The organism is Clostridium sp. K13 (genome assembly GCF_019734195.1).
Taxonomy (GTDB): domain Bacteria; phylum Bacillota; class Clostridia; order Clostridiales; family Clostridiaceae; genus Clostridium.
In genome coordinates this window covers 59,001-79,780 of record NZ_JAASHM010000001.1, presented here as the reverse complement: position 1 = coordinate 79,780, position 20,780 = coordinate 59,001, and the positions used below count along the sequence as shown (strand labels likewise).

The window sequence follows — 20,780 nt, the reverse complement described above, 5'->3', positions numbered from 1 at the left end:
ACCTTACCCACATATGAGATTCTAACAGAATAATTATTAGGTGTCAAGTATTTTTACTTAACACTTTAAAATTATTTTTTAACCCTTAAAAGTAGGCACAAAACCACTACTATTCCTATGAAACTTTAATATACCCCTTAGGTACCTATAGTTATTTTAATTACTAATTTAAATTTTAGCAACAAATTTTTTCACTTAAAAATTAAAAAAGAAGGGATAATAGTTATTAAATTAATATTTAAACAAAACCACTTTATAAAAATTAATTATAGAAGTTTATTCTTTAACTATTATCCTTTACTTATTATCTAAAATAATGCTTCTACAAAACTTTCTGCATCGAATTCTTGTAAATCATCAATACCTTCACCTACACCTATATATTTAACAGGTATTTTTAAAGTATTCTTAATAGAGATAACAACTCCACCCTTAGCAGTTCCATCAAGTTTAGTTAAAACTATACCATCAATAGGGCATACTTCCATAAATTGCTTAGCTTGAATTACTGCATTTTGTCCAGTAGTTCCATCTAATACTAATAAAGTTTGTTTATTAGCCCCTGCAAGTTCTCTATCTATTACTCTATTAATTTTACCTAACTCATCCATTAGGTTCTTCTTATTGTGTAATCTTCCTGCTGTATCACAAATAAGTAAATCTACACCTCTTGATTTAGAAGCATTAATTGCATCAAATACAACTGCCGCTGGATCTGATCCCTCTTCATGCTTAACAATATCAACCTTTGCTCTTTCACTCCAAACAACTAATTGATCTATTGCTCCTGCTCTAAATGTATCAGCTGCAGCTAATAAAACTTTTTTACCCTTTTCTTTATTCATTGCTGCTAATTTACCTATACTAGTAGTCTTACCAACTCCATTTACACCTATTACTAAAATTACTTCTTTACCGCTTTTTTCTTCGTAAGCTTCTTCATTATCATCATTCATCATTTCAGCAATTACGCTTTTTAAAGCTGGTCTTACTAATTCAACATCATTGATTTTTTCTTTTCTAATTTTATCTTTTAATCTTTCGATAATTTCCATAGTAGTATCCATACCTATATCTGCCATAATAAGTATTTCTTCTAACTCTTCATATAAATCATCATCAATTGTCACGGCTAAATTTAAAGCCTCATTTATTTTATCAGTTAATGCATTTCTTGTTTTTGTTAATCCATTTTTAAGATTATTAAATAATTTACCAAACATTATTACTACCTCCTAATTCTCCGACAAGTCTACCGATACTACTTTAGATATTCCCTTTTCTTCCATGGTTATACCATACATCACATCGCTTGCTTCCATTGTTCCTTTTCTATGTGTTATAACTATAAATTGAATATTTTCAGAGAAAGCCTTTAAGAATTCGGCATATCTATAAACATTAGCATCATCTAAAGCTGCTTCTATTTCATCAAGTATACAGAATGGAGTTGGCTTCATTTTTAATATTGCAAATAATAAAGCAATTGCAGATAAAACTTTCTCTCCCCCTGACATTAAGTTTATATTTTGAAGCTTTTTACCTGGTGGTTCAACATTTATTATTATATTAGAATTTAAGACATCTTCGCCACCTAAAATAAGTTCTGCACTACCACCTTTAAATAACTCTCTAAAAGTTTCTCCGAAATTTTCATTTAACACCTTAAAGTTTTCTTTAAATAATTCCTGCATTTGAATAGTCATTTCATTTATAACTTCTATAAGCTCTTCTTTTGCCTTTTGCAAGTCTAGCTCTTGTGATGACATAAATTCATACTTTTCACATACTTCGTCATATTCTACTATAGCTGATAAGTTAACTGTTCCTAAAGCTGATATCTTTGATTTTAATACAGAGATTTCATCTTTTAATTCATTTATGTTTTCAACTACAATAGCTATTTCCTTTGCTTCTGCAAGAGTTAAATTCAATTCTCTATTTAATCTATTATAAAGGCTTTCTTGTTCACTTTCTATTTTTGCATTTTGTATTGCCCTTTTATTTAGTTCATTTTCTTCAACTCTTATTACTTCAATTATTTCATTAGTTACACTTTCTTTAACCTTATGACTTTCTTTAAGCTCAACTTTAATAACTTCATCTTCTCTAAAAGAATTTTCAAGTTCTAATACTCTCTCTTCTATTTCCTTTAATATGTTATCTTTACTTTTAACATTTTCTGATAAAGAGTTTATATTATTATTTTTACTTGAAATTTCATTTTGTAAATGCCTTATTTTATTTTCTTTCTCCCTTATCTCTAAATTCTTAGAAGATAACTGCATTTTTTGACCTTGAAGATTTTCTTCTAATGTAGCACTATTAACCTTTAAGTTTACTAACTTTTCTTTTAAAGAATCTCTTTCTTTATTATTATTTACAAGTTCTTCTTCAATTAACTTAACTTTTTCTTTTCTTTCTATACTTCTAGCATCTAATTTGTTAAGTTCTTCTTTTTTGCTTTCTAACTTAGCTAATAATATTTTAATTATATTATTATTTTCTTCTTTTTGTCTCTTAGAGTTTTCAATACTTTTACTTAGTTTATCCCCATCATTTATAAGATTTTTTATCTCACCTTCTAATACTGTTAACTCTATATTTTTACCATGAATTTCTTCTCTTTTATTTAATACTTCTTCATCTAACTGTTTAATCTTTAACTTTATTTCATTAAATCTTGAAACTTCATTATTATACTCTTCTTTTAGTTTTAATATATTTTGAGCTAATTCTTCAATTTCTCTTTTTCTTCCTAAAAGATTAGCATTTTTACCTTGGATACTTCCTCCAGTTAAAGCTCCACCTGGGTTAATTACTTCACCAGTTAAAGTTACTATTTTATAATTATGTCTACCAAGCTTAGAGATATTAAGTGCACAATCCATATCTTCAGCAATTATTGTTCTACCTAAATTATATTCTATTACACCTTTATATCTTACGTCATACTTTAAAATTTCAGATGCAATTCCAACATATCCTTTTGCATTTTTAATATCATTAGGAACATCTAACTTTTTACCTCTAATAATATTTAAAGGTAAAAATGTAGCTCTACCTAACCCTCTGTTTTTTAGATATGAAATTAAATTTTTAGCATCATTATCATTTATTGTTATGACATTAGATATTGATCCTCCTAAAGCTATTTCAATAGCAACTTCATATTTCTTTTCAACTTCAAAAATTTCACCAAGTACTTTTATATCCTTTATTCCTTGTACTCTTCCCTTTTCAACATGATCCATTAAATTCTTAACAGTTCTATTATATCCTTCATAATGCTTTTCTAAATTTTCTAAAGTATTATGTGTAGCTTCAGATTCATTTATCTTTTTTGATAACATCTTAAGCTTATTGTCTTGATTATTTAAAAGAGAATGTGTCTTAGATAATTCTTTTCTTATTGTAACAACTTCTTCTTCTAACTTAGAAATATTATCCTTTGTATGTATAAGTTTTAACTTAACTTCATCTATAGTTCCTATGTTAATAGCCAGATTTCCCTCTAAAGTAACTATTGATTTATCCAAAGTTTCTTGTATATCACTTTTATCTTTTATTTCTTTCTCTAAAGATTGAATACGATTGTTAATATCAGAGTTTCTAGATATAATTTCAAACTCATTGTTTTTTAAAACATTAAGTTCCTTTTCTATTTTATTAATTTTTACACTTATTTCATCAATTAATATCTCTACATTTCTAATCTCTGATACTTTTTCATTATTCTCTTTACTTTTTTCATTTAAAGCTTCTTCTAATTCCTTCTTTTCTAAGGTAATCTTTTCTAAGGTATCTTTTAAAACTTTTATTTCATTTTCTTCTTTGTCTATTAAAGACTTGAAATTATTAATTCTTTCTTTGAAAAGTTCAATGTCCCTTATATGATTTGTAGCTTCTTCTTTTTTTCTATAATACTCTTCTTTTTCTAATTTGTTTTTCTTTTCTATATTTTCTATTTTTCCTTGTAATTCATCAAGCTCATTCTTATGAATTTTAAGTTTTTCCCTTTTTTCATCTATTGACTCTTGTCTTTTTTCAATATCTTTTGATAAAACTTCCATATCATTCGAAACTCTATCAATATGATTTACAAGAACAGAAACTTCTTTAACATTTAACTCTTCTGCTAGAGCTTTATATTTCTCTGCTTTTTCCTTTTCTATTCTTAATGGTTCTAATCTTTCTTCATAAGTTGCTATTATATCCCTAATTCTAACTAAATTACTATCAGTATTATCAAGTCTTTTTTCAGCCTCTTCTTTTCTTGATTTATATTTAACAATTCCAGCAGCCTCTTCTAATAGAGCTCTTCTTTCCTCTGGTTTACCGCTTAATATTGCATCTATTTTACCTTGTCCAATTATCGAATATCCTTCCTTACCTATACCTGTATCCATAAATAACTCAGTAATATCCTTTAATCTACACTTTTGATTATTAATTAAATACTCTGTCTCGCCCGATCTAAATATTCTTCTAGTTACAGTTACTTCATTATAATCTGTTGATAATGTTCCATCTGAGTTATCCAAAGTAAGAGATACTTGCGCAAGTCCTAAAGGTTTTCTAAACTGTGTTCCTGCAAAAATAACATCCTCCATCTTTCCACCTCTAAGACTTTTGACACTTTGTTCTCCAAGCACCCATCTTACAGAATCAGAAACGTTACTTTTCCCACTACCATTAGGTCCAACAACTGCAGTTACTCCCTTTTTAAATCTCAATTCAGTTTTATCTGCAAAAGATTTAAATCCACGTATCTCAAGTGACCTTAAAAACATAAATACACTCCTTATCTTTTTATATAAAAGCTGGTATTAAACTTAGTATAAATACTATAAGCATAAAAACAGTAATAATATATATCATTTTTTCTCTTGTCTTTGCTTTCATAACAACTCTCACTCCATTCTTTCTCTAGTTTATAGCAAAGCTAAAGAAATATCAATAAAACAATGACAAGATTCAAAGGATCCTAAACAAGAATATTATTCTCTTGTTATATACCCTTTGCCCCTTGCCACCTAAATTTATATCCTTTATTATTTTATCTACTAAAGTCTAAATTACAACAATTATATTTTAAATTCTTCTCTACTCTCAATAACTGTTAACTTAATTTTTCCTTTCTTAACCTTATTATTAGTATTAACATATACCTTACCTTCTCTATTGGCTAAGAACCTTTTAAAGTATTGCTTTTTATTAGTATATAATTTACTAATATCTTTTTCATTAACTTCAACTATAATATCCTTTTCTTTTGGAGATTTTTTGTCTAAAGTTTCACAAATTAAATATCCTTCAACTAACTCCCTAAAAGCTGGATGGAAAGGTCCATCTACTATATCTTTTCCTGTTGTTATAGTATCTGTTGGTTGTAATCCAATTCTAATTACTTTAACCTTTGCTTCATTATATAATTTAAGCATTTCACCTGAAATATATACAGCCTCATCTAAAGAGTATGGTACATAATCTCCTCTATTATACATATCCTCCATAGGTGTATCCTTAATAACTAAAGATGGATATATTCTACATATATCCGGCCTCATTTCTATTGATTTTTTAGTAGTTTCTATATCAATTTCAAAACTATCACCAGGCAATCCTGGCATTATTTGATGCCCTAAAGTAAATCCTGCTTCTTTAATAAGCTTAGAAGCAATTACTACATCATTAACGCTATGCCCTCTTCCAGCCTTTCTTAAGACCTGATCATCTAGTGATTGAACTCCTAGTTCTATTATATCAACCTGATATTCTTTTAAATATCCTAAAATATAAGGTAATATTGCATCAGGTCTAGTTGATAATCTTATTTTATGTATTAGCCCTTTTTGTTTATATTCCCTAGCAACTTCTAATAATTCCTTTTGCTTATTTACATCAATTGCTGTAAATGTTCCACCAAAAAATGATACTTCTATAGTAGCACCTTTGCTATTTATAGTTTCTAAATACTCATCTATAGTTTTTCTTACATCCTTAGCAAAAACTTCTTCATATTTTCCTGCTATTCTATCTTGATTACAAAATACACATTGATGAGGACAACCTTGATGAGAAATAAAAATAGGAATTATATAATAATTTTTACTCATTCTTTTCCTCCAAAACCTTTAAAGCTGCTTTTGCTGCATTTTGTTCTGACTCTTTCTTACTATATCCCTCTCCACATGTTAAGTCATTATTGTCTATTATAAGCTTTGTATAGAATTTTCTTCTATGTGGAGGACCTTCAAACTTAATAAGCTCATATACTATTGATATTTCACCGTTCTTTTGAAGATATTCCTGTAACTTAGTTTTATAATCCAAAATTATATCATTATTTATAGCACGTTTTATTATATCTTCAAATCTACCTATAATATAATCTTTAGCAAACTCTAAGCCTTTATCTAAATATATAGCCGCAATTAAAGCTTCAACAGCATCTGCTATTAGTGATACTCTTTCTCTTCCTCCAGTTAATTCTTCACCTTTACTCATTCTTAATAAATAGCCTAAATTTAAAGATTTACCTATTTCATATAAAGAATTTTCACAAACAATTAAACTACGTATTTTTGTTAATTCACCTTCACTTTTTTCTTTATAATTTAAGAATAAATATTCAGTGATACATACTTGAAGAATTGAATCTCCTAAAAACTCAAATCTTTCATTATACTCTTCATCTCTATGCTGATTTGCATACGATGAATGAGTTAAAGCTGTAGCTAACAATTTAGGTTCATTAAATTTAATACCTATTATATCTTCAGCTTCTTTCTGATAGAAATTATTCATTTTTTACACTCCTTCAAGTTTATTCTTCAACTTGCTTATAAAAACAAATTCAAGAATAAACTATTTTGATTTTTAATAAAAGTAATTTATAACATAAAATCCCGCAAATACTGCGGGATTTTATTTATTCCTCAACATGTGACTTTACAAATTTAACTACATCACCAACAGTAACAAAGTTTTCTGCATCTTCGTCTGGAATTTCCATATCTAACTCATCTTCTAAAGCCATTATAAGTTCAACTATATCTAAAGAATCTGCATTTAAATCTTCTAAAAATGCTGAATCCATAGTTATTTCGTCTTCACTAATGCTTAGTTTATCAGCAATGATTTCTTTAATCTTCTCAAACATTCTTTCACCTCCTAAACACACCCATTTAGATAATATTATATATTTTTATTGTCGTCAATATAGATTCAATATATTTATTACGAAAACAAATATATATAATAAGAATTTTACTTCTAGTGAATATTTGATAAAATATATTAAAACTTTAAAAGCATTTATTTTCTATGCTTTTAGCTCTAACTCTTCCTTAATTTTCTCTAAAACCTTACTGTCATAGAATTGCTTACTTTGTCTTATAGCATTTTTAAATGCTTTTCCGTCAGAGCTACCATGAGCTTTTATACAAATACCATCAACACCTAAGAATGGTGCTCCACCATATTCCTTATAATCGAACTTTTTCTTTATACTTTTAAATACAGGTTTCAATAAAAGAGCCCCAACCTTTGCCTTAACACCTGAAGAAAGCATTTCATCCTTTATTATCTTTAAAACAGTAGATGCTGTTCCTTCATACATCTTTAATATTGTATTTCCTGCAAAACCATCACAAACAAGAACATTAGTATCTCCTAATGTTACATCTCTTGGCTCCACATTACCTACAAAATTAAGACCTTCTTCATTTTTTAGCAATTGGTATGTAGCTTTAGTTAACTCATTACCTTTTTCTTCTTCCGCACCTATGTTAACTAATCCAATGCTAGGGTTTTCTACTTTTAATACACCTTTATAGTATTCTCTGCCCATATGAGCAAACTGTACCAAATATTCTGGCTTACAATCAACATTAGCTCCTGCATCAACTATCATAAATGGTGCATTTTTACCTGGCATAATAGGAGTTAATGCTGGTCTCTTAACACCTTTTATTCTTCCTACAATAAAATTACAACCTGCTAAAAATGCTCCTGTACTTCCAGCTGATAAAACAGCATCACACTTTTTCTCTTTAACTAGGTTTAAAGCTTTACACAGGCTTGAATCCTTTTTCTTTCTTATAGCCATAACCGGATGCTCATTAGTTGATATAACTTCTTTAGCATCAACTATAGTTATTTTATTTCCCGTGTAATTTTCTTTTTTTAACTGTTCTTTTATTACATCCTCAGGTCCAGTTATATAAAACTCTAAGTCATTAAATTCATTAAGAGCCTGCACTACACCATTAACAACAGCTTGCGGTGCATTATCTCCACCCATACCATCTATAGCAATCCTCATTTCTTTCACCCCTTATATTTCTTTATATATAAAGAAAAGAAAGTCATAAGACTTTCTTTTATTCTTCAGTTGAAGCAACTACTTCTTTACCTTTGTAGAATCCACAGTTCTTACAAACTCTGTGAGCCATCTTCATTTCGTGGCATTGTGGACATTCAACTATTCCTGGTAAGCTTAACTTAAAAGTTTGAGCTCTTCTAGAATCTCTTTTTGCTCTATATGTCTTTCTAGCTGGATTTCCCATTATTACACCTCCTTATTCCCCAAACAACTCTCTAAGCTTTGCAAGCCTAACGTCAACATCATAATCTAAACAGCTACAATTTTCAACATTTTTATTTGCACCACATTGAGAACATAGTCCCTTGCAGTCCTCTTTGCAAAGTCTTTTGATAGGTAAGGTTGAAATAATACTATTTTCAATAATTTCAGTGATATTTAGCGTATCACCATCTACAAACATAATTTCTTCATCTTGAAGTTCCTTATTATTTGTAAACCTTTCTTCTATATCAATATCTATTGGATAGATAAAGGTATCTAAGCATCTAGAACAATTTAGCTTTAGCTTAGTTTTTATAGAAGCCTCTATTACTATAACATCATTTTCTGATATTGCAACCCCTTCTACATCAACTTTTTCAATTGCTCTAATTTCTTCTCCTTCGAATTCAAAAGGTTCTAACTCGAATGATAAAGATATCTGTTTTTTTCTGTTCTTCTTAGATAATAAATCTGAAAAATTAATCACCATATCTTAAAGCTCTGGATATAATCCTCATACCTCTAAGGTATATTATACATTATGTATAGCTTGAGCTAAAGCAAAATTTCACTCCTCGCTAAAATTTACTGAATTCAAACACAATTTATTATATAAAGCTCGACATAAAAAGTCAAGCCTATTTATATAATTACTTTTGGATTAATTCTAAAGTATCTCTAGCAATCATTAATTCTTCGTTAGTTGGTATAACAAATGCTTTAACTTTGCATCCTGGCTTAGATATTTCTCTTACCTTACCTCTAACATTGTTTGCTTCTCTATCAACTTCAACACCTAAGAATTCTAATCCCTTTAAGCATTCTTCTCTAGTTTCTGGTCCATTTTCACCTACACCAGCAGTAAATACTATAGCATCTACTCCACCCATTATAGCTGCATATGATCCTATTGTAGCTCTTACTTTGTATTCAAATACTTTTAATGCTAATATAGCTCTTGGATTCTTTTCTTTGAAAGCTCCATCTTCTATATCTCTAAAGTCTGAGCTTAATCCTGATATTCCAAGAACTCCTGACTTCTTATTCATTAAATCATTAACTTCATCAGCAGTTAAACCTTCTTCTTTCATTAAGAAAGTAACTATTGCAGGATCTATGTTACCACATCTAGTACCCATAGCTACACCTTCAAGTGGTGTGAATCCCATTGATGTATCAACTGATACTCCATTTTTAACAGCACATAAACTTGCACCATTACCTAAATGACAAGTGATTATTTTTAAATCTTTTACGTCTCTTCCCATAACTTCTGCAACTTTTTGAGAAACATATTTGTGTGAAGTTCCGTGGAATCCGTATTTTCTTATTCCGTGCTTCTTGTATAATTCATATGGAAGTGCATAAATAAATGCTTCTTCTGGCATAGTTCCGTGGAATGCAGTATCAAATACAGCTACCATTGGTGTATTTGGCATTAACTCTTCACAAGCATTAATTCCTATCATGTTTGCTGGGTTGTGAAGTGGAGCTAATTTAAAGCATTCTTCTATATATGATTTAACCTCTGCATCAATTATAACAGACTCATTGTACTTTTCTCCACCATGTACAACTCTATGTCCTACTGCTGAAATTTCATCCATTGAAGAAATAACTCCGTTTTGTTCGTCAACTAAAGCTTCTAAAACTAACTTTATTGCATCTTTGTGATCTGCCATAGGTTGTTTTACTATATACTTATCTCTACCTTCAACCTTTTGAGTTAAAACAGAACCTTCAATACCTATTCTTTCAACTAATCCTTGTGCTAGTGATTCTTCTGTTGTCATATCGATTAATTGATATTTAAGTGAAGAACTTCCACAGTTTATAACTAATACTTTCATCTTTGAACACCTCTTAAAATTATTAAATTTTTTATTTTGCATTTTGAGCTTGTGCTTGAACTGCTGTTAACACTACAACGTTAACTATATCGTCTACGTTACATCCTCTTGATAAGTCATTAATTGGTTTAGCAAATCCTTGACACATTGGTCCTATTGCTTCTGCTCCTGCAAATCTTTGAACTAGCTTATATCCTATATTTCCTGATTGTAAATCTGGGAATATTAATACATTTGCCTTACCAGCAACTTTACTATTTGGTGCCTTTTGAGCTGCAACGCTATCTACTATAGCTGCATCTAATTGTAATTCACCATCAATTAGTAAATCTGGTCTTAATTCTTTTGCAAGTTCTGTTGCTTTTCTAACCTTGTCAACCATTTCATGATCAGCACTTCCCATTGTTGAAAATGATAACATCGCAACTCTTGGCTCTACTTTGCAAAGGTTACGTGCTGTATCAGCTGTTGCAATTGCAATTGCTGCTAATTGTTCATAATTTGGATTTGGATTAACAGCACAGTCAGAGAATAATAGCATTCCATCTTCTCCATACTTAGATCCTGGTACCATCATAATAAAGAAACTTGATACAACTGATACTCCTGGTGCAGTTTTAATAATCTGTAAACCTGGTCTTAATAAATCTCCAGTTGTATGAACAGCACCTGATACCATTCCATCAGCATCATCTAGTTTAACCATCATTGTTCCAAAATATAATGGATCTCTAACGATTTTATCTGCCTTCTCTAAAGTCATACCTTTATTTTTTCTTGACTCATAAAATGCATTTATATAATCTTGAAGTCTTTCTGATTTATTTGGATCGATTATTTCAACACCAGTTAAATCAACTCCAAGCTCTTTAGCTTTTTCTAATATTCTTTCTTCATCACCTACTAAAATCGGGAAAGCTAATCCTAGCTTTTGAATTTTTTCAGTAGCAACAATAGTTCTTTCTTCATCACCTTCAGGTAAAACTATTCTTTGCTTATTTTCCTTAGCCGCATTCCATAATTTATCCATAAGTTCCATGTCTAATTTCCCCTTTCGAATTTGTACGGTCTCATCTTCACTATTACTATACTCCTATGCGTACATATTTTTCAATACCTAAATTGCTCAAAAAATTAATTCTTTATATTATAAATTTTCTGAATTTACTATATATTGTTTTTTATATAATATTAATATTAATATTATATAACATCTTTAACATTTCCTTCTCTATGCTATAATATTTTTATATTTCCCAAAAAGGAGTTTAAATATGAATGTAACAGGAATAATTACTGAATATAATCCATTTCACAATGGACATCTTTACCATTTAACAGAGGCAAAGAAGGCTACTAACGCTGATGCTATTGTTTGTGTTATGAGTGGAAACTTTGTTCAAAGAGGTGGTCCTGCAATAATTGATAAATGGAAAAGAACTGAAATGGCTTTAAATAATGGAGTTGATTTAATAATCGAACTTCCTACCTACTACGCAGTTTCATCTGCTGAATTTTTTGCAAAAGGTTCTGTATCAATACTTCATAACCTTGGTATTGTTAATAATTTATTTTTTGGCTCAGAATGTGGCGATGTAGAAAAATTAAGTGAAATATCTAAAACTTTAGTCAACGAAGATGATAAATTTAAAACACTCATCAAAGAACACTTATCAAAAGGCGATACTTTTGCTAAAGCTCGTGAAAAAAGCTTAATAGAATATCTAAAAGATGATGCTATAAACAACATAGTAACTTCATCAAATAACATTTTAGGAATAGAATACATAAAATCTATTATGAGATTAAATAGCACTATTATACCATCAACACTTAAACGAGAAGGTTCAAATTACAACGACAAAAATTTATCAAACTCTTTTTCATCAGCTACATCAATTAGAGAGTTGTTAAAAAACGAAGCTTCAATAGAATCATTAAAAAATTTAATTCCTAATGAATCATTTGAAGTATTTGAAAATTTACAGAAAAATTCTTATCCTTTCGTTTTCGATGAAAATATGTTTAAATTTATTAAATATAAAATCCAAACAAAATGTATAAATTTTAACAATCTTTACGAAATAACTGAAGGTCTAGAAAATAAATTAATAAAAGAAATATCTTCATCAATTTCATATGAAGATTTCATTTTAAAAGTAAAAAGTAAAAGATATACCTATAGTAAAATTTCAAGACTTTTAACTCATATTTATCTTGGTCTTGATTCTGATACCTTCTTAAATATAGAAGATCCAAATAATCTATACGCTAGAGTATTAGGCTTTAATAAGACAGGTAGAGAACTTCTTTCATTGATAAAAGCTAATTCTACTATACCTCTTATTACAAAAGTACCTCGTTTCGTTGATAACCCCTTATTGAAGTTAGATATACAGGCTACAGTAGCTTACTCAAACTTAAATAATAAAATAAATTCTAATAGCGATTATCTTATAAGTCCAATAATAAAATATTAATAATACCTTATGTATACTGCATATAAATACTATAGATGGGAGGGGATACCATGTATAGTATTATTTTTTTATTAATAATCATATTTTTTCTATTATTACTACTATTCAAACTCTTTAACAAAAATAGAAATTATTTTATGTGCCTTTTAATTACAGGATTTATATTTCTTTTTGTATATAATCTACAAAGTTGTATAGATGCCGCATTAGTTGGAGTAAACTTAGTTGTAAAAACAATAATTCCAACAATTTTTCCATTTTCAGTAATATGCAATCTTTTGATTTCATATGATGGCGTTGGATTATACTCAAAAATATTAGGACCTATTTTATGTAAACCTCTTAAACTTTCAAAATCCTCTTCTTTCCCTATAGCTGCTAGCTTTTTAAGCGGATATCCTCTTGGCTGTAAATATTGTTGTGATCTTTACTCTTTAGGATACATAGATAAGAAAGAATTTGAACGACTTTTAAATATAGCTAGTAATGCTAGCCCAATGTTTATAATAGGTTCCATAGGAGCAACCATGTTAGGTGATATAAAATTAGGTTTTATTTTACTCATTTCCAATTATTTGTCTCCAATCATTGTAGGTATTTTAACAATAAATCGTAGTAAAATTTCATCTAATTCTAAAGAATTGCCTAAAAACGACACTAATACAAACTTTGGTTCAGCCTTAAAATCAGCTTTAGATAACGGAATAAACACTACACTACAAGTAGGAGCCTTTGTAGTTTTATTCTCTATAATTGTAAGCATAATAAAAAACAATGCTTATATAAGCATTGCTTTTAATAATATCGAAGCTTTTTTAAATCTCCCTAAATATTCAATTTACGGATTATTTTTAGGTAGTGTTGAATTTACTAACGGTTGTAAACTTATAACAACATTACCATTAACACTACCCTTTAAATTAGCTATAATAAGCTTTATTTGTTCTTTTTCTGGATTATCAGTAATAGCTCAAATAAGCTCTTTCATTTATAAGTATGATATATCTATAGCTAAATACAGCTTTATGAAGTTTATTCAAGGCATAATAAGTTTTGGAATAACCTTCATTATAAGTAGTGTATTTTCACTACAATATACAGCTTATACATCATCTGCTACAGTTGATAATTATAATATATCAATATTAATTACGTTATTTATAGCATTTTTATTAATAGGAACTTTAATAATTGCATTTTTTAGAAAACTACATCGTTCTTAATTCTGCTATATTTTCCTTAATTATTGTTCCTGTTTTAGTTAAATTATCATCTATATCTTTTGCTACTTTCTCAAAAGATTCTTGCATAGATTTAATTAACTGAGTCTTTTGTTTTTCTATCTCAACATCTAATTGCATTAAAATTTCATTTGAGTATTCTCTAGACCCTATTCTAATAGCTTTAGCATCCCTTTGTGCTAGAGCTATTATTTCATTTGCTCTCATTTTAGCTTCTCTAACAATATCATGACTTTCAACATTTTGCTTCATTATCTCAAATGTTTCTTTTTTGACATTGTCAAATTCTCTTTGTGCTTCTTTAAGAATTCTGTCCTTTTCATTAACAACCCATTGAGCTTTTTTGAACTGATCTGGTAAATAATTAATTATTTGATCAATCACTTCATCAAATTCTTTCTTATCAATAATTGTCTTTCCTGTTATAGGCATTTTAGGTGAATTTTCTACCATATCCTGTAGATATTCTAATAGCTCAATAACACTCAATTCTACCTTTTCCAAAATATCCCCCCTAAGTTTTTATCCCTTAATTTTTCTAATAACATCATCAACTATTTCATCTGGAACTAACCCATTAATTTTCCCTCCAAATTTAGCAACCTGCTTAACTGATGAAGAACTTAAGAATGAATTAGCTGCAGATGTTGTCATAAATAATGTCTCTACTTCTGAGTCTAATTGTGAATTCATTAATGCCATTTGAAATTCATATTCAAAGTCTGACACAGCTCTTAACCCTTTTAATATAACTCTTGCATCATTCTTTTTAGCTAAATCAACTAAAAGTCCATTAAAACTAACAACTTCAACATTATCTAAATGTGCTGTTACTCTTTTTATAAGCTCTACCCTTTCTTCAATAGGAAATAATCCTACTTTATCAACATTGACTAAAACACCAACTATTAGCTTATCAAAAACCCTTGATCCTCTTGTAATAATATCTAAATGACCATTAGTAATAGGATCAAAGCTACCTGGATAAATTGCAACTCTCATAATTTTCTCCCTAAGTTATTCTCTAATATATTTATAGTAACATACAGTTGTGTTACCATACTTCTTACTCTTAAATAATCTTATATCTTCATACCCATCATAAATTTCTTCTATTGAATCTATTTTAGTTACTATTATACCATCTTCACTTAACATATTATTTTCCTTAATAATTTTAATTGCTTCTGGAATCATTTCTCTACAATAAGGTGGATCTATAAAAACAACATCCATTACCTTACCCTTCTTAGCTAAATTTCTAAGAACTTCATATGAATCCATGTTTAAAGGAAAACAAAAATCTTCAAATTTCAAATTTTTAACATTTTCTTTTAATAAAGGAAAGGTTACAGCACTCTTATCAACTAAATACACTTCTTTAGCCCCTCTACTTGCCGCTTCTAATCCTAAACTACCTGTTCCAGCAAATACATCAATTACTACTGCATCTAGTAAATAATTTTGTATTGTACTAAACATAGCTTCTTTAACTCTATCTAAAGTAGGTCTAGTTTCCATAGTTGCTGGAGGTATTAACTTACGTCCTCTTGCTCTTCCTGCTATAATTCTCATTTAATTTCCTCCTTTGTCATTAACATTATAATTCTAACATATAATTAATTTATTAACAATTTTTTTATTATTTAAACTACTTTCATTATATTTTATATTAAAGTAATCACCTATATAAATTTGTTTAGTTGAAACAAATATATTTACTCCATCTTTCTAAGGAGTTTTTTACCTCATTACAAAACTTAACCTTTTCTTCCTCATCAGAATCTAGCAATATCTTAGCTTCACTTTTAGCACATCTTAATATATTCATATCATCATATATATTAGCTAAAATAAATTCTTCATCTCCACTTTGTCTTCTTCCAAACATTTCTCCTGATCCTCTTAATTTTAAATCCTCTTCAGATATATAAAATCCATCAGTTGAACTTGTCATAATTTCCATTCTCTTTTTTGTATTTTCAGTTTTTGCTTTTGCAATTAATATACAATAGGATTCATAACTACCTCTTCCAACTCTACCTCTTAACTGATGTAATTGTGCTAAACCAAATCTTTCAGCATTTTCAATAATCATAACAGATGCATTAGGAACATTAACACCAACCTCTATTACTGTTGTTGAAATTATTGCTTTTGTTTCATTATTTTTAAATCTATTTATAATTTCATCTTTTTCCTTAGGCTTCATTTTCCCATGTAAAATTTCTATAGGTATACCTCTAAAAACACCATTACTTAATTCATTATATAACTTTTCAACTGAATTCAACTTCATATCTTCATCTTCTTCAATAAGTGGACATACTATGTAAACTTGGCGTCCCTTATCAATTTCATCTAAAGCTAAATCATAAGCAGAAAATCTTTCACCTTCATTAAAAAATCTTGTATCTACCGGCTTTCTACCTGGCGGTAATTGATCAATAGCTGATATATCTAAATCTGAATAAACATATAAAGCTAAGGTTCTTGGTATTGGTGTTGCTGTCATTACCATAACATCAGGACGTCTTCCCTTATTTATAAGTCTACTTCTTTGCTCTACACCAAATCTATGTTGTTCATCTGTTATAACTAATCCTAAATTTTTAAAATCTACATCCTCTTGAATTAATGCATGAGTTCCTATTACTATTACTGGTTCTTCTGTAGTTATAAGCTCTTTTATACGTCTTTTTTCTTTTAAAGGTGTACTTCCCGTTAATAATTCAATATGTATACCAAAAGGTTCTAATAACTTTTTAGCTTCTAAGTAATGTTGATTAGCTAATATTTCTGTAGGTACCATTAAGGTAGCTTGATACCCATTTTTAATAACATTAAACATAGCAATTAAAGCTACTACAGTTTTTCCACTTCCTACATCTCCTTGAACTAATCTATTCATAGGCCATGGACTTTTTTGATCCCTTAATATCTCTCTTACTACTCTAGTTTGAGCATCTGTTAAACTATAAGGAAGAGCTGCTTTTAAATCCTTTAATTCATCTACTAGCTTAAATTCAATGCCATTTTTAGTTCGTAGATTCTTTTTAAGCATTAAAAGCTTCATTGAATAAGTAAATAATTCTTGAAACTTCAATCTATTTATAGCTAATTCAAGCTCTCTTTTACCTGTAGGGAAGTGAATATTTTTTATAGCAAAATCTAAATTTGTCATTTTATATTTTTCTAATAAATATTTTGGCAAATTATCCTTTATTGTTATTTGCTCTAAACAATTACCTATAAGCTTTATTAATATTTTATCTGTTAAATCACCTTTCAAACTATATTTAGGTACTATTTCATTTTCTTTAGCTAATTTAACTCCTACTATAGGATTAATAACTTCTAATCTATTAGTAACTTTTTTAAACTTTCCCATCAAATCATAACTTTGCCCAATTTTAAATGTATTTTTTACAAAGCCTTGATTAAACCATTTACCTAAAACTAAATTTCCTAAATAATTAAATCTTATAGTAGTTAATGTTTTTCCAGTTTTAGTTCTAACATCTCTATCTATTCCTACACAAACACAAGATAATACTTGTTTATCTTCTTCATCTATCTCACTAAAAGGAATATTACTTCTCAAAAACTCATAATCTCTAGGAAAATATAAAAGTAAATCTAAAACAGTAAATATCCCACATCTATTTAATTTCTCTAACAATTTAGGTCCAACACCCTTTAGATACTTTACATCTTGCGATATATCCATTCAACTTATCCTTTCACAAACATTTAATTAAATTACAAAACAAATAAAAGTTAAGGGCCTAAAGTCCAGTTAAGTTTTTGAACAACGCTTCGTTACTCCAAAGGGTAAGAGTTGTCTACGATAAGGTTAATAGTCTTTCAGCTAGTTAAATAAATTATGGAGTAATTTCCTCCTTAACTTTTTAACGTTTGCTTTAGCAAACCCTTAACTGAAACTCCAAATTTGAATTTGGCAAGTTGAAGTTACACATTCGACGTTTAGGAGAAGGTGTTTCCTTTTAAAATTAGCGAAAGCTAAATTTAACCCCTTAATTGGCCGAAGGCCCTTGACTTTATATTTAAATCTATTTTATATTATAAAAAAATAAAGCACAAGAAATTTTAAACCTCTTGTGCTTTTAAGTTTACTCTACAGCCATTATAAAGTAGTATAAAGGTTGATCTCCTTTGTAGAATTGTACGTCACAATCTTCATACTTTTCTTCTAATTTTTCTGTAAATCCTTCTATTTTACTTTCATCTACGTCTTTACCATAGAATATAGTTATAAGTTCACTATCTTCATCCATCATAGACTCTAAAACTTCTTCAGCTACTTTAAAGTAATCTTCTCCAACCTTATTGATTTTTCCTTCAATAAGTCCAAGCATATTACCTTCTTTAATTTCTATTCCATCCATTTCAGTATCTCTAACTGCATAAGTTACAGAGCCTGTCTTAACAAGTTCTAATGCTTCCATTAAAGCAGCCTCATTTTCATCAACTTCATGTTCTGCATTAAACATAGTTATGCAAGTAATTCCCTGTGGAATACTCTTAGTTGGTATAACTCTAACATCTTTATCTGATATTTCTGCTGCTTGAGTTGCAGCCATTATTATATTCTTATTATTAGGTAATATGAATATATGGTCAGCATTTAATTTAGATATACATTCCATCATATCTTGAGTAGATGGATTCATTGTTTGCCCACCTTCAATTACATAATCAACACCTAAATCTTTAAGAACATGAGTTATTCCTTCTCCCATAGCAACTGAAATAAAGGCATATTTCTTCTTTTCTAGAGCTACTTCTGCTTCAACCTCTTCATTCTTGCCTACAGCATACTCTTCTTTAGACATTAAAACTTCTCTATGCTCTTCTCTCATATTATCAATTTTAATTTTAGATAATTCACCTACGGTAACAGCTTTAGATAATACTAAACCTGGATCATTAGTATGAATATGTACTTTAATTACATCATCATACCCAACAACTATCATAGAATCACCAAGTGGTTCTATTTCATCTTGGAATGCTTTTGCTTTAGAAGCATCTCCTAATATTATAAATTCTGTACAGTATCCAAATTTAATATCTATATCTTCTATTTCTTGAGCACTTGCTCCCACTGATCCAGTAGAAACTATATCCTTTATCTCAGCTTTTATTCCATCTTTTAAAGCATCATACATTCCTTGTAATATGATATATAATCCCATACCACCTGAATCTACTACTTTTGCTTTTTTAAGAGCTGGTAAAAGATCTGGTGTTTTATCAAGCATTACCTTAGCTTCAACTACAGTCTCACCTAAAAGTTCTACTATATCAGTTGCATTACTTTTTACTGCTCCTTCCGAAGCTGCTCTAACAACTGAAAGAATAGTACCTTCAGTAGGCTTCATTACAGCCTTATATGCAGCCTTACTACCTTCTACAAAAGCATTAGCAAGCTCTACACTATTAACACTTGTTTTCCCTTCTAATCCCTTAGAAATCCCTCTAAGTATTTGAGATAAGATAACACCTGAGTTACCTCTTGCACCCATTAAAGCACCTTTAGCTAGCTTCTTTGAAATTTCTCCAATTGATTCTGAATTCAAGTTTTCTATTTCTTTTACTGCTGCTTTAAAAGTCATTGACATATTAGTTCCTGTGTCACCATCTGGCACAGGAAAAACATTTAACGCATTAACGAAATCACTTTCCTCCAATAATCTATTACTAGCATTAACAACCATATTATAAAAATCATGGCCGTTTATTCTATCATACTTCATTCTGTTACCTCCTAGACTCTTACCGCTTGAACATTAACTGTAACTGAAGCAACCTTTAGTCCAGTATAATTTTCAACACTATAACGCACCTTTTGAATTATATTATTAGCTATTACAGAAATCTTAGTTCCGTATTCAACCATTATTGATAATTCTATTATTAATTTATCTTCATCATTAAATCTTAATTTAACACCCTTACTTAAATTCTCAATTCTCATTAACTCCCATAAGCCTTCAGTAGCATTCTTTGAAACCATACCAACAACTCCATAGCACTCCATTGTTGATAAGCCTACTATCTTTCCTAATACTTCTTCAGAGTAATGTATACTTCCAAGGTCATTTGAATATCCTACCATAGAAAATCCTCCTTTTTTATCTTTCCATATAGATTATTGTATATTAGTTACTATATTAATTCAAGTAAATTTATCCTATTCATTCGCCAATTAACAACATAACATAATTTTTTTTAATATTTTTTTCAAATAGGGTTGCTTTTTTTATACGACCTATGTTAAAATCTATTTTGTCCTATTGAAGAGAAATTATCTTCAAACATAAGGAGGTGTTTTCAAGTGGCAAGAAGATGCGAAGTTTGTAATAAAGGTGTAGTATCTGGAACTCAATACTCACACTCACATCGTCAATCTAAGAGAACTTGGGCTCCTAACATAAAGAGAGTAAAGGCTTTAGTTAACGGAACACCAAAAACTGTTCACGTTTGTACAAGATGCCTTAGATCTGGTAAGGTTGAAAGAGCAATATAAGTTCAAATAAAAAATGCAATTGATTATTCAATTGCATTTTTTATTATTTAAATTTAATAATGT

Annotated in this window: 19 protein-coding genes; 3 read left to right on the top strand and 16 right to left on the bottom strand. The window is 29.0% G+C overall.

Annotated features, from left to right (window positions below; all coding sequences use genetic code 11):
- Window positions 1–308 precede the first annotated feature (308 nt).
- The 10 genes from ftsY to pta form a co-directional block, all read right to left on the bottom strand.
- Complete coding sequence (gene ftsY, locus HCG76_RS00375; protein ID WP_221698372.1) at window positions 309–1,223, bottom strand: signal recognition particle-docking protein FtsY; 915 nt, start codon at window positions 1,221–1,223, stop codon at window positions 309–311.
- Window positions 1,224–1,235: 12 nt separating this feature from the next.
- Window positions 1,236–4,793 (bottom strand): chromosome segregation protein SMC, encoded by a 3,558-nt coding sequence (smc, locus tag HCG76_RS00370; RefSeq protein ID WP_221698371.1) that lies wholly within the window; start codon window positions 4,791–4,793, stop codon window positions 1,236–1,238.
- A 294-nt stretch (window positions 4,794–5,087) separates the two neighbouring features.
- Complete coding sequence (locus tag HCG76_RS00365) at window positions 5,088–6,119, bottom strand: elongator complex protein 3 (RefSeq protein WP_221698370.1); 1,032 nt, start codon at window positions 6,117–6,119, stop codon at window positions 5,088–5,090.
- Window positions 6,112–6,810 carry a ribonuclease III gene (rnc, locus tag HCG76_RS00360; RefSeq protein ID WP_221698369.1) on the bottom strand — a complete coding sequence of 233 codons (699 nt, stop codon included), beginning with the start codon at window positions 6,808–6,810 and terminating at the stop codon, window positions 6,112–6,114. Before rnc ends, HCG76_RS00365 begins: the two co-directional genes overlap by 8 nt.
- Before the next feature lie 124 nt (window positions 6,811–6,934).
- Window positions 6,935–7,165 carry an acyl carrier protein gene (gene acpP / locus HCG76_RS00355; protein ID WP_221698368.1) on the bottom strand — a complete coding sequence of 77 codons (231 nt, stop codon included), beginning with the start codon at window positions 7,163–7,165 and terminating at the stop codon, window positions 6,935–6,937.
- A gap of 162 nt (window positions 7,166–7,327) precedes the next feature.
- On the bottom strand, window positions 7,328–8,329 hold the full coding sequence (plsX, locus tag HCG76_RS00350; RefSeq protein ID WP_221698367.1) for a phosphate acyltransferase PlsX: 1,002 nt from the start codon (window positions 8,327–8,329) through the stop codon (window positions 7,328–7,330).
- A gap of 58 nt (window positions 8,330–8,387) precedes the next feature.
- Window positions 8,388–8,573 (bottom strand): 50S ribosomal protein L32, encoded by a 186-nt coding sequence (rpmF, locus tag HCG76_RS00345; RefSeq protein ID WP_005213472.1) that lies wholly within the window; start codon window positions 8,571–8,573, stop codon window positions 8,388–8,390.
- A 12-nt stretch (window positions 8,574–8,585) separates the two neighbouring features.
- A complete protein-coding gene (locus tag HCG76_RS00340; protein WP_221698366.1) occupies window positions 8,586–9,083 on the bottom strand; it encodes a YceD family protein in 498 nt (165 codons plus the stop codon).
- A 160-nt stretch (window positions 9,084–9,243) separates the two neighbouring features.
- Window positions 9,244–10,443 carry an acetate kinase gene (locus HCG76_RS00335; protein ID WP_221698365.1) on the bottom strand — a complete coding sequence of 400 codons (1,200 nt, stop codon included), beginning with the start codon at window positions 10,441–10,443 and terminating at the stop codon, window positions 9,244–9,246.
- 31 nt (window positions 10,444–10,474) lie between these two features.
- Window positions 10,475–11,482, bottom strand: coding sequence for a phosphate acetyltransferase (pta, locus tag HCG76_RS00330; RefSeq protein WP_221698364.1), 1,008 nt, complete (start codon window positions 11,480–11,482; stop codon window positions 10,475–10,477).
- A 235-nt stretch (window positions 11,483–11,717) separates the two neighbouring features.
- Here pta and HCG76_RS00325 point away from each other — a divergent pair, with 235 nt between their 5' ends.
- Entirely contained in the window at window positions 11,718–12,923 is a 1,206-nt protein-coding gene (locus HCG76_RS00325) for a nucleotidyltransferase (protein ID WP_221698363.1), read from the top strand.
- 137 nt (window positions 12,924–13,060) lie between these two features.
- The gene (gene ylbJ / locus HCG76_RS00320) at window positions 13,061–14,146 is read left to right on the top strand and encodes a sporulation integral membrane protein YlbJ (protein ID WP_260457988.1); all 1,086 of its coding nucleotides are present in this window, start codon (window positions 13,061–13,063) and stop codon (window positions 14,144–14,146) included.
- Here ylbJ and HCG76_RS00315 read toward each other — a convergent pair.
- From HCG76_RS00315 to HCG76_RS00290, 6 genes are all read right to left on the bottom strand, one after another.
- Window positions 14,132–14,668 carry an ATPase gene (locus tag HCG76_RS00315; RefSeq protein WP_221698361.1) on the bottom strand — a complete coding sequence of 179 codons (537 nt, stop codon included), beginning with the start codon at window positions 14,666–14,668 and terminating at the stop codon, window positions 14,132–14,134. The two genes, ylbJ and HCG76_RS00315, sit on opposite strands and share 15 nt — an antisense overlap.
- Before the next feature lie 18 nt (window positions 14,669–14,686).
- Window positions 14,687–15,166 (bottom strand): pantetheine-phosphate adenylyltransferase, encoded by a 480-nt coding sequence (coaD, locus tag HCG76_RS00310; RefSeq protein WP_221698360.1) that lies wholly within the window; start codon window positions 15,164–15,166, stop codon window positions 14,687–14,689.
- A 15-nt stretch (window positions 15,167–15,181) separates the two neighbouring features.
- Entirely contained in the window at window positions 15,182–15,739 is a 558-nt protein-coding gene (gene rsmD, locus HCG76_RS00305; protein WP_221698359.1) for a 16S rRNA (guanine(966)-N(2))-methyltransferase RsmD, read from the bottom strand.
- Between the two features lie 124 nt (window positions 15,740–15,863).
- Window positions 15,864–17,894, bottom strand: a complete 2,031-nt coding sequence (gene recG / locus HCG76_RS00300; RefSeq protein ID WP_221698358.1) for an ATP-dependent DNA helicase RecG — start codon at window positions 17,892–17,894, stop codon at window positions 15,864–15,866.
- Between the two features lie 403 nt (window positions 17,895–18,297).
- Entirely contained in the window at window positions 18,298–19,944 is a 1,647-nt protein-coding gene (locus tag HCG76_RS00295) for a DAK2 domain-containing protein (protein WP_221698357.1), read from the bottom strand.
- Between the two features lie 11 nt (window positions 19,945–19,955).
- The gene (locus tag HCG76_RS00290; protein ID WP_195988894.1) at window positions 19,956–20,306 is read right to left on the bottom strand and encodes an Asp23/Gls24 family envelope stress response protein; all 351 of its coding nucleotides are present in this window, start codon (window positions 20,304–20,306) and stop codon (window positions 19,956–19,958) included.
- Window positions 20,307–20,525: 219 nt separating this feature from the next.
- Between HCG76_RS00290 and rpmB the strand changes: the two genes are divergently transcribed.
- Window positions 20,526–20,717 (top strand): 50S ribosomal protein L28, encoded by a 192-nt coding sequence (gene rpmB, locus HCG76_RS00285; protein ID WP_005213497.1) that lies wholly within the window; start codon window positions 20,526–20,528, stop codon window positions 20,715–20,717.
- The last annotated feature ends 63 nt before the right edge of the window (window positions 20,718–20,780 follow it).

Coding starts and splice junctions, on each gene's coding strand:
- ftsY (WP_221698372.1), bottom strand. CDS start 1,223: ATGTTTGGTAAATTATTTAATAATCTTAAAAATGGATTAACAAAAACA.
- smc (WP_221698371.1), bottom strand. CDS start 4,793: ATGTTTTTAAGGTCACTTGAGATACGTGGATTTAAATCTTTTGCAGAT.
- HCG76_RS00365 (WP_221698370.1), bottom strand. CDS start 6,119: ATGAGTAAAAATTATTATATAATTCCTATTTTTATTTCTCATCAAGGT.
- rnc (WP_221698369.1), bottom strand. CDS start 6,810: ATGAATAATTTCTATCAGAAAGAAGCTGAAGATATAATAGGTATTAAA.
- acpP (WP_221698368.1), bottom strand. CDS start 7,165: ATGTTTGAGAAGATTAAAGAAATCATTGCTGATAAACTAAGCATTAGT.
- plsX (WP_221698367.1), bottom strand. CDS start 8,329: ATGAGGATTGCTATAGATGGTATGGGTGGAGATAATGCACCGCAAGCT.
- rpmF (WP_005213472.1), bottom strand. CDS start 8,573: ATGGGAAATCCAGCTAGAAAGACATATAGAGCAAAAAGAGATTCTAGA.
- HCG76_RS00340 (WP_221698366.1), bottom strand. CDS start 9,083: ATGGTGATTAATTTTTCAGATTTATTATCTAAGAAGAACAGAAAAAAA.
- HCG76_RS00335 (WP_221698365.1), bottom strand. CDS start 10,443: ATGAAAGTATTAGTTATAAACTGTGGAAGTTCTTCACTTAAATATCAA.
- pta (WP_221698364.1), bottom strand. CDS start 11,482: ATGGAACTTATGGATAAATTATGGAATGCGGCTAAGGAAAATAAGCAA.
- HCG76_RS00325 (WP_221698363.1), top strand. CDS start 11,718: ATGAATGTAACAGGAATAATTACTGAATATAATCCATTTCACAATGGA.
- ylbJ (WP_260457988.1), top strand. CDS start 13,061: ATGTGCCTTTTAATTACAGGATTTATATTTCTTTTTGTATATAATCTA.
- coaD (WP_221698360.1), bottom strand. CDS start 15,166: ATGAGAGTTGCAATTTATCCAGGTAGCTTTGATCCTATTACTAATGGT.
- rsmD (WP_221698359.1), bottom strand. CDS start 15,739: ATGAGAATTATAGCAGGAAGAGCAAGAGGACGTAAGTTAATACCTCCA.
- recG (WP_221698358.1), bottom strand. CDS start 17,894: ATGGATATATCGCAAGATGTAAAGTATCTAAAGGGTGTTGGACCTAAA.
- HCG76_RS00295 (WP_221698357.1), bottom strand. CDS start 19,944: ATGAAGTATGATAGAATAAACGGCCATGATTTTTATAATATGGTTGTT.
- HCG76_RS00290 (WP_195988894.1), bottom strand. CDS start 20,306: ATGGTAGGATATTCAAATGACCTTGGAAGTATACATTACTCTGAAGAA.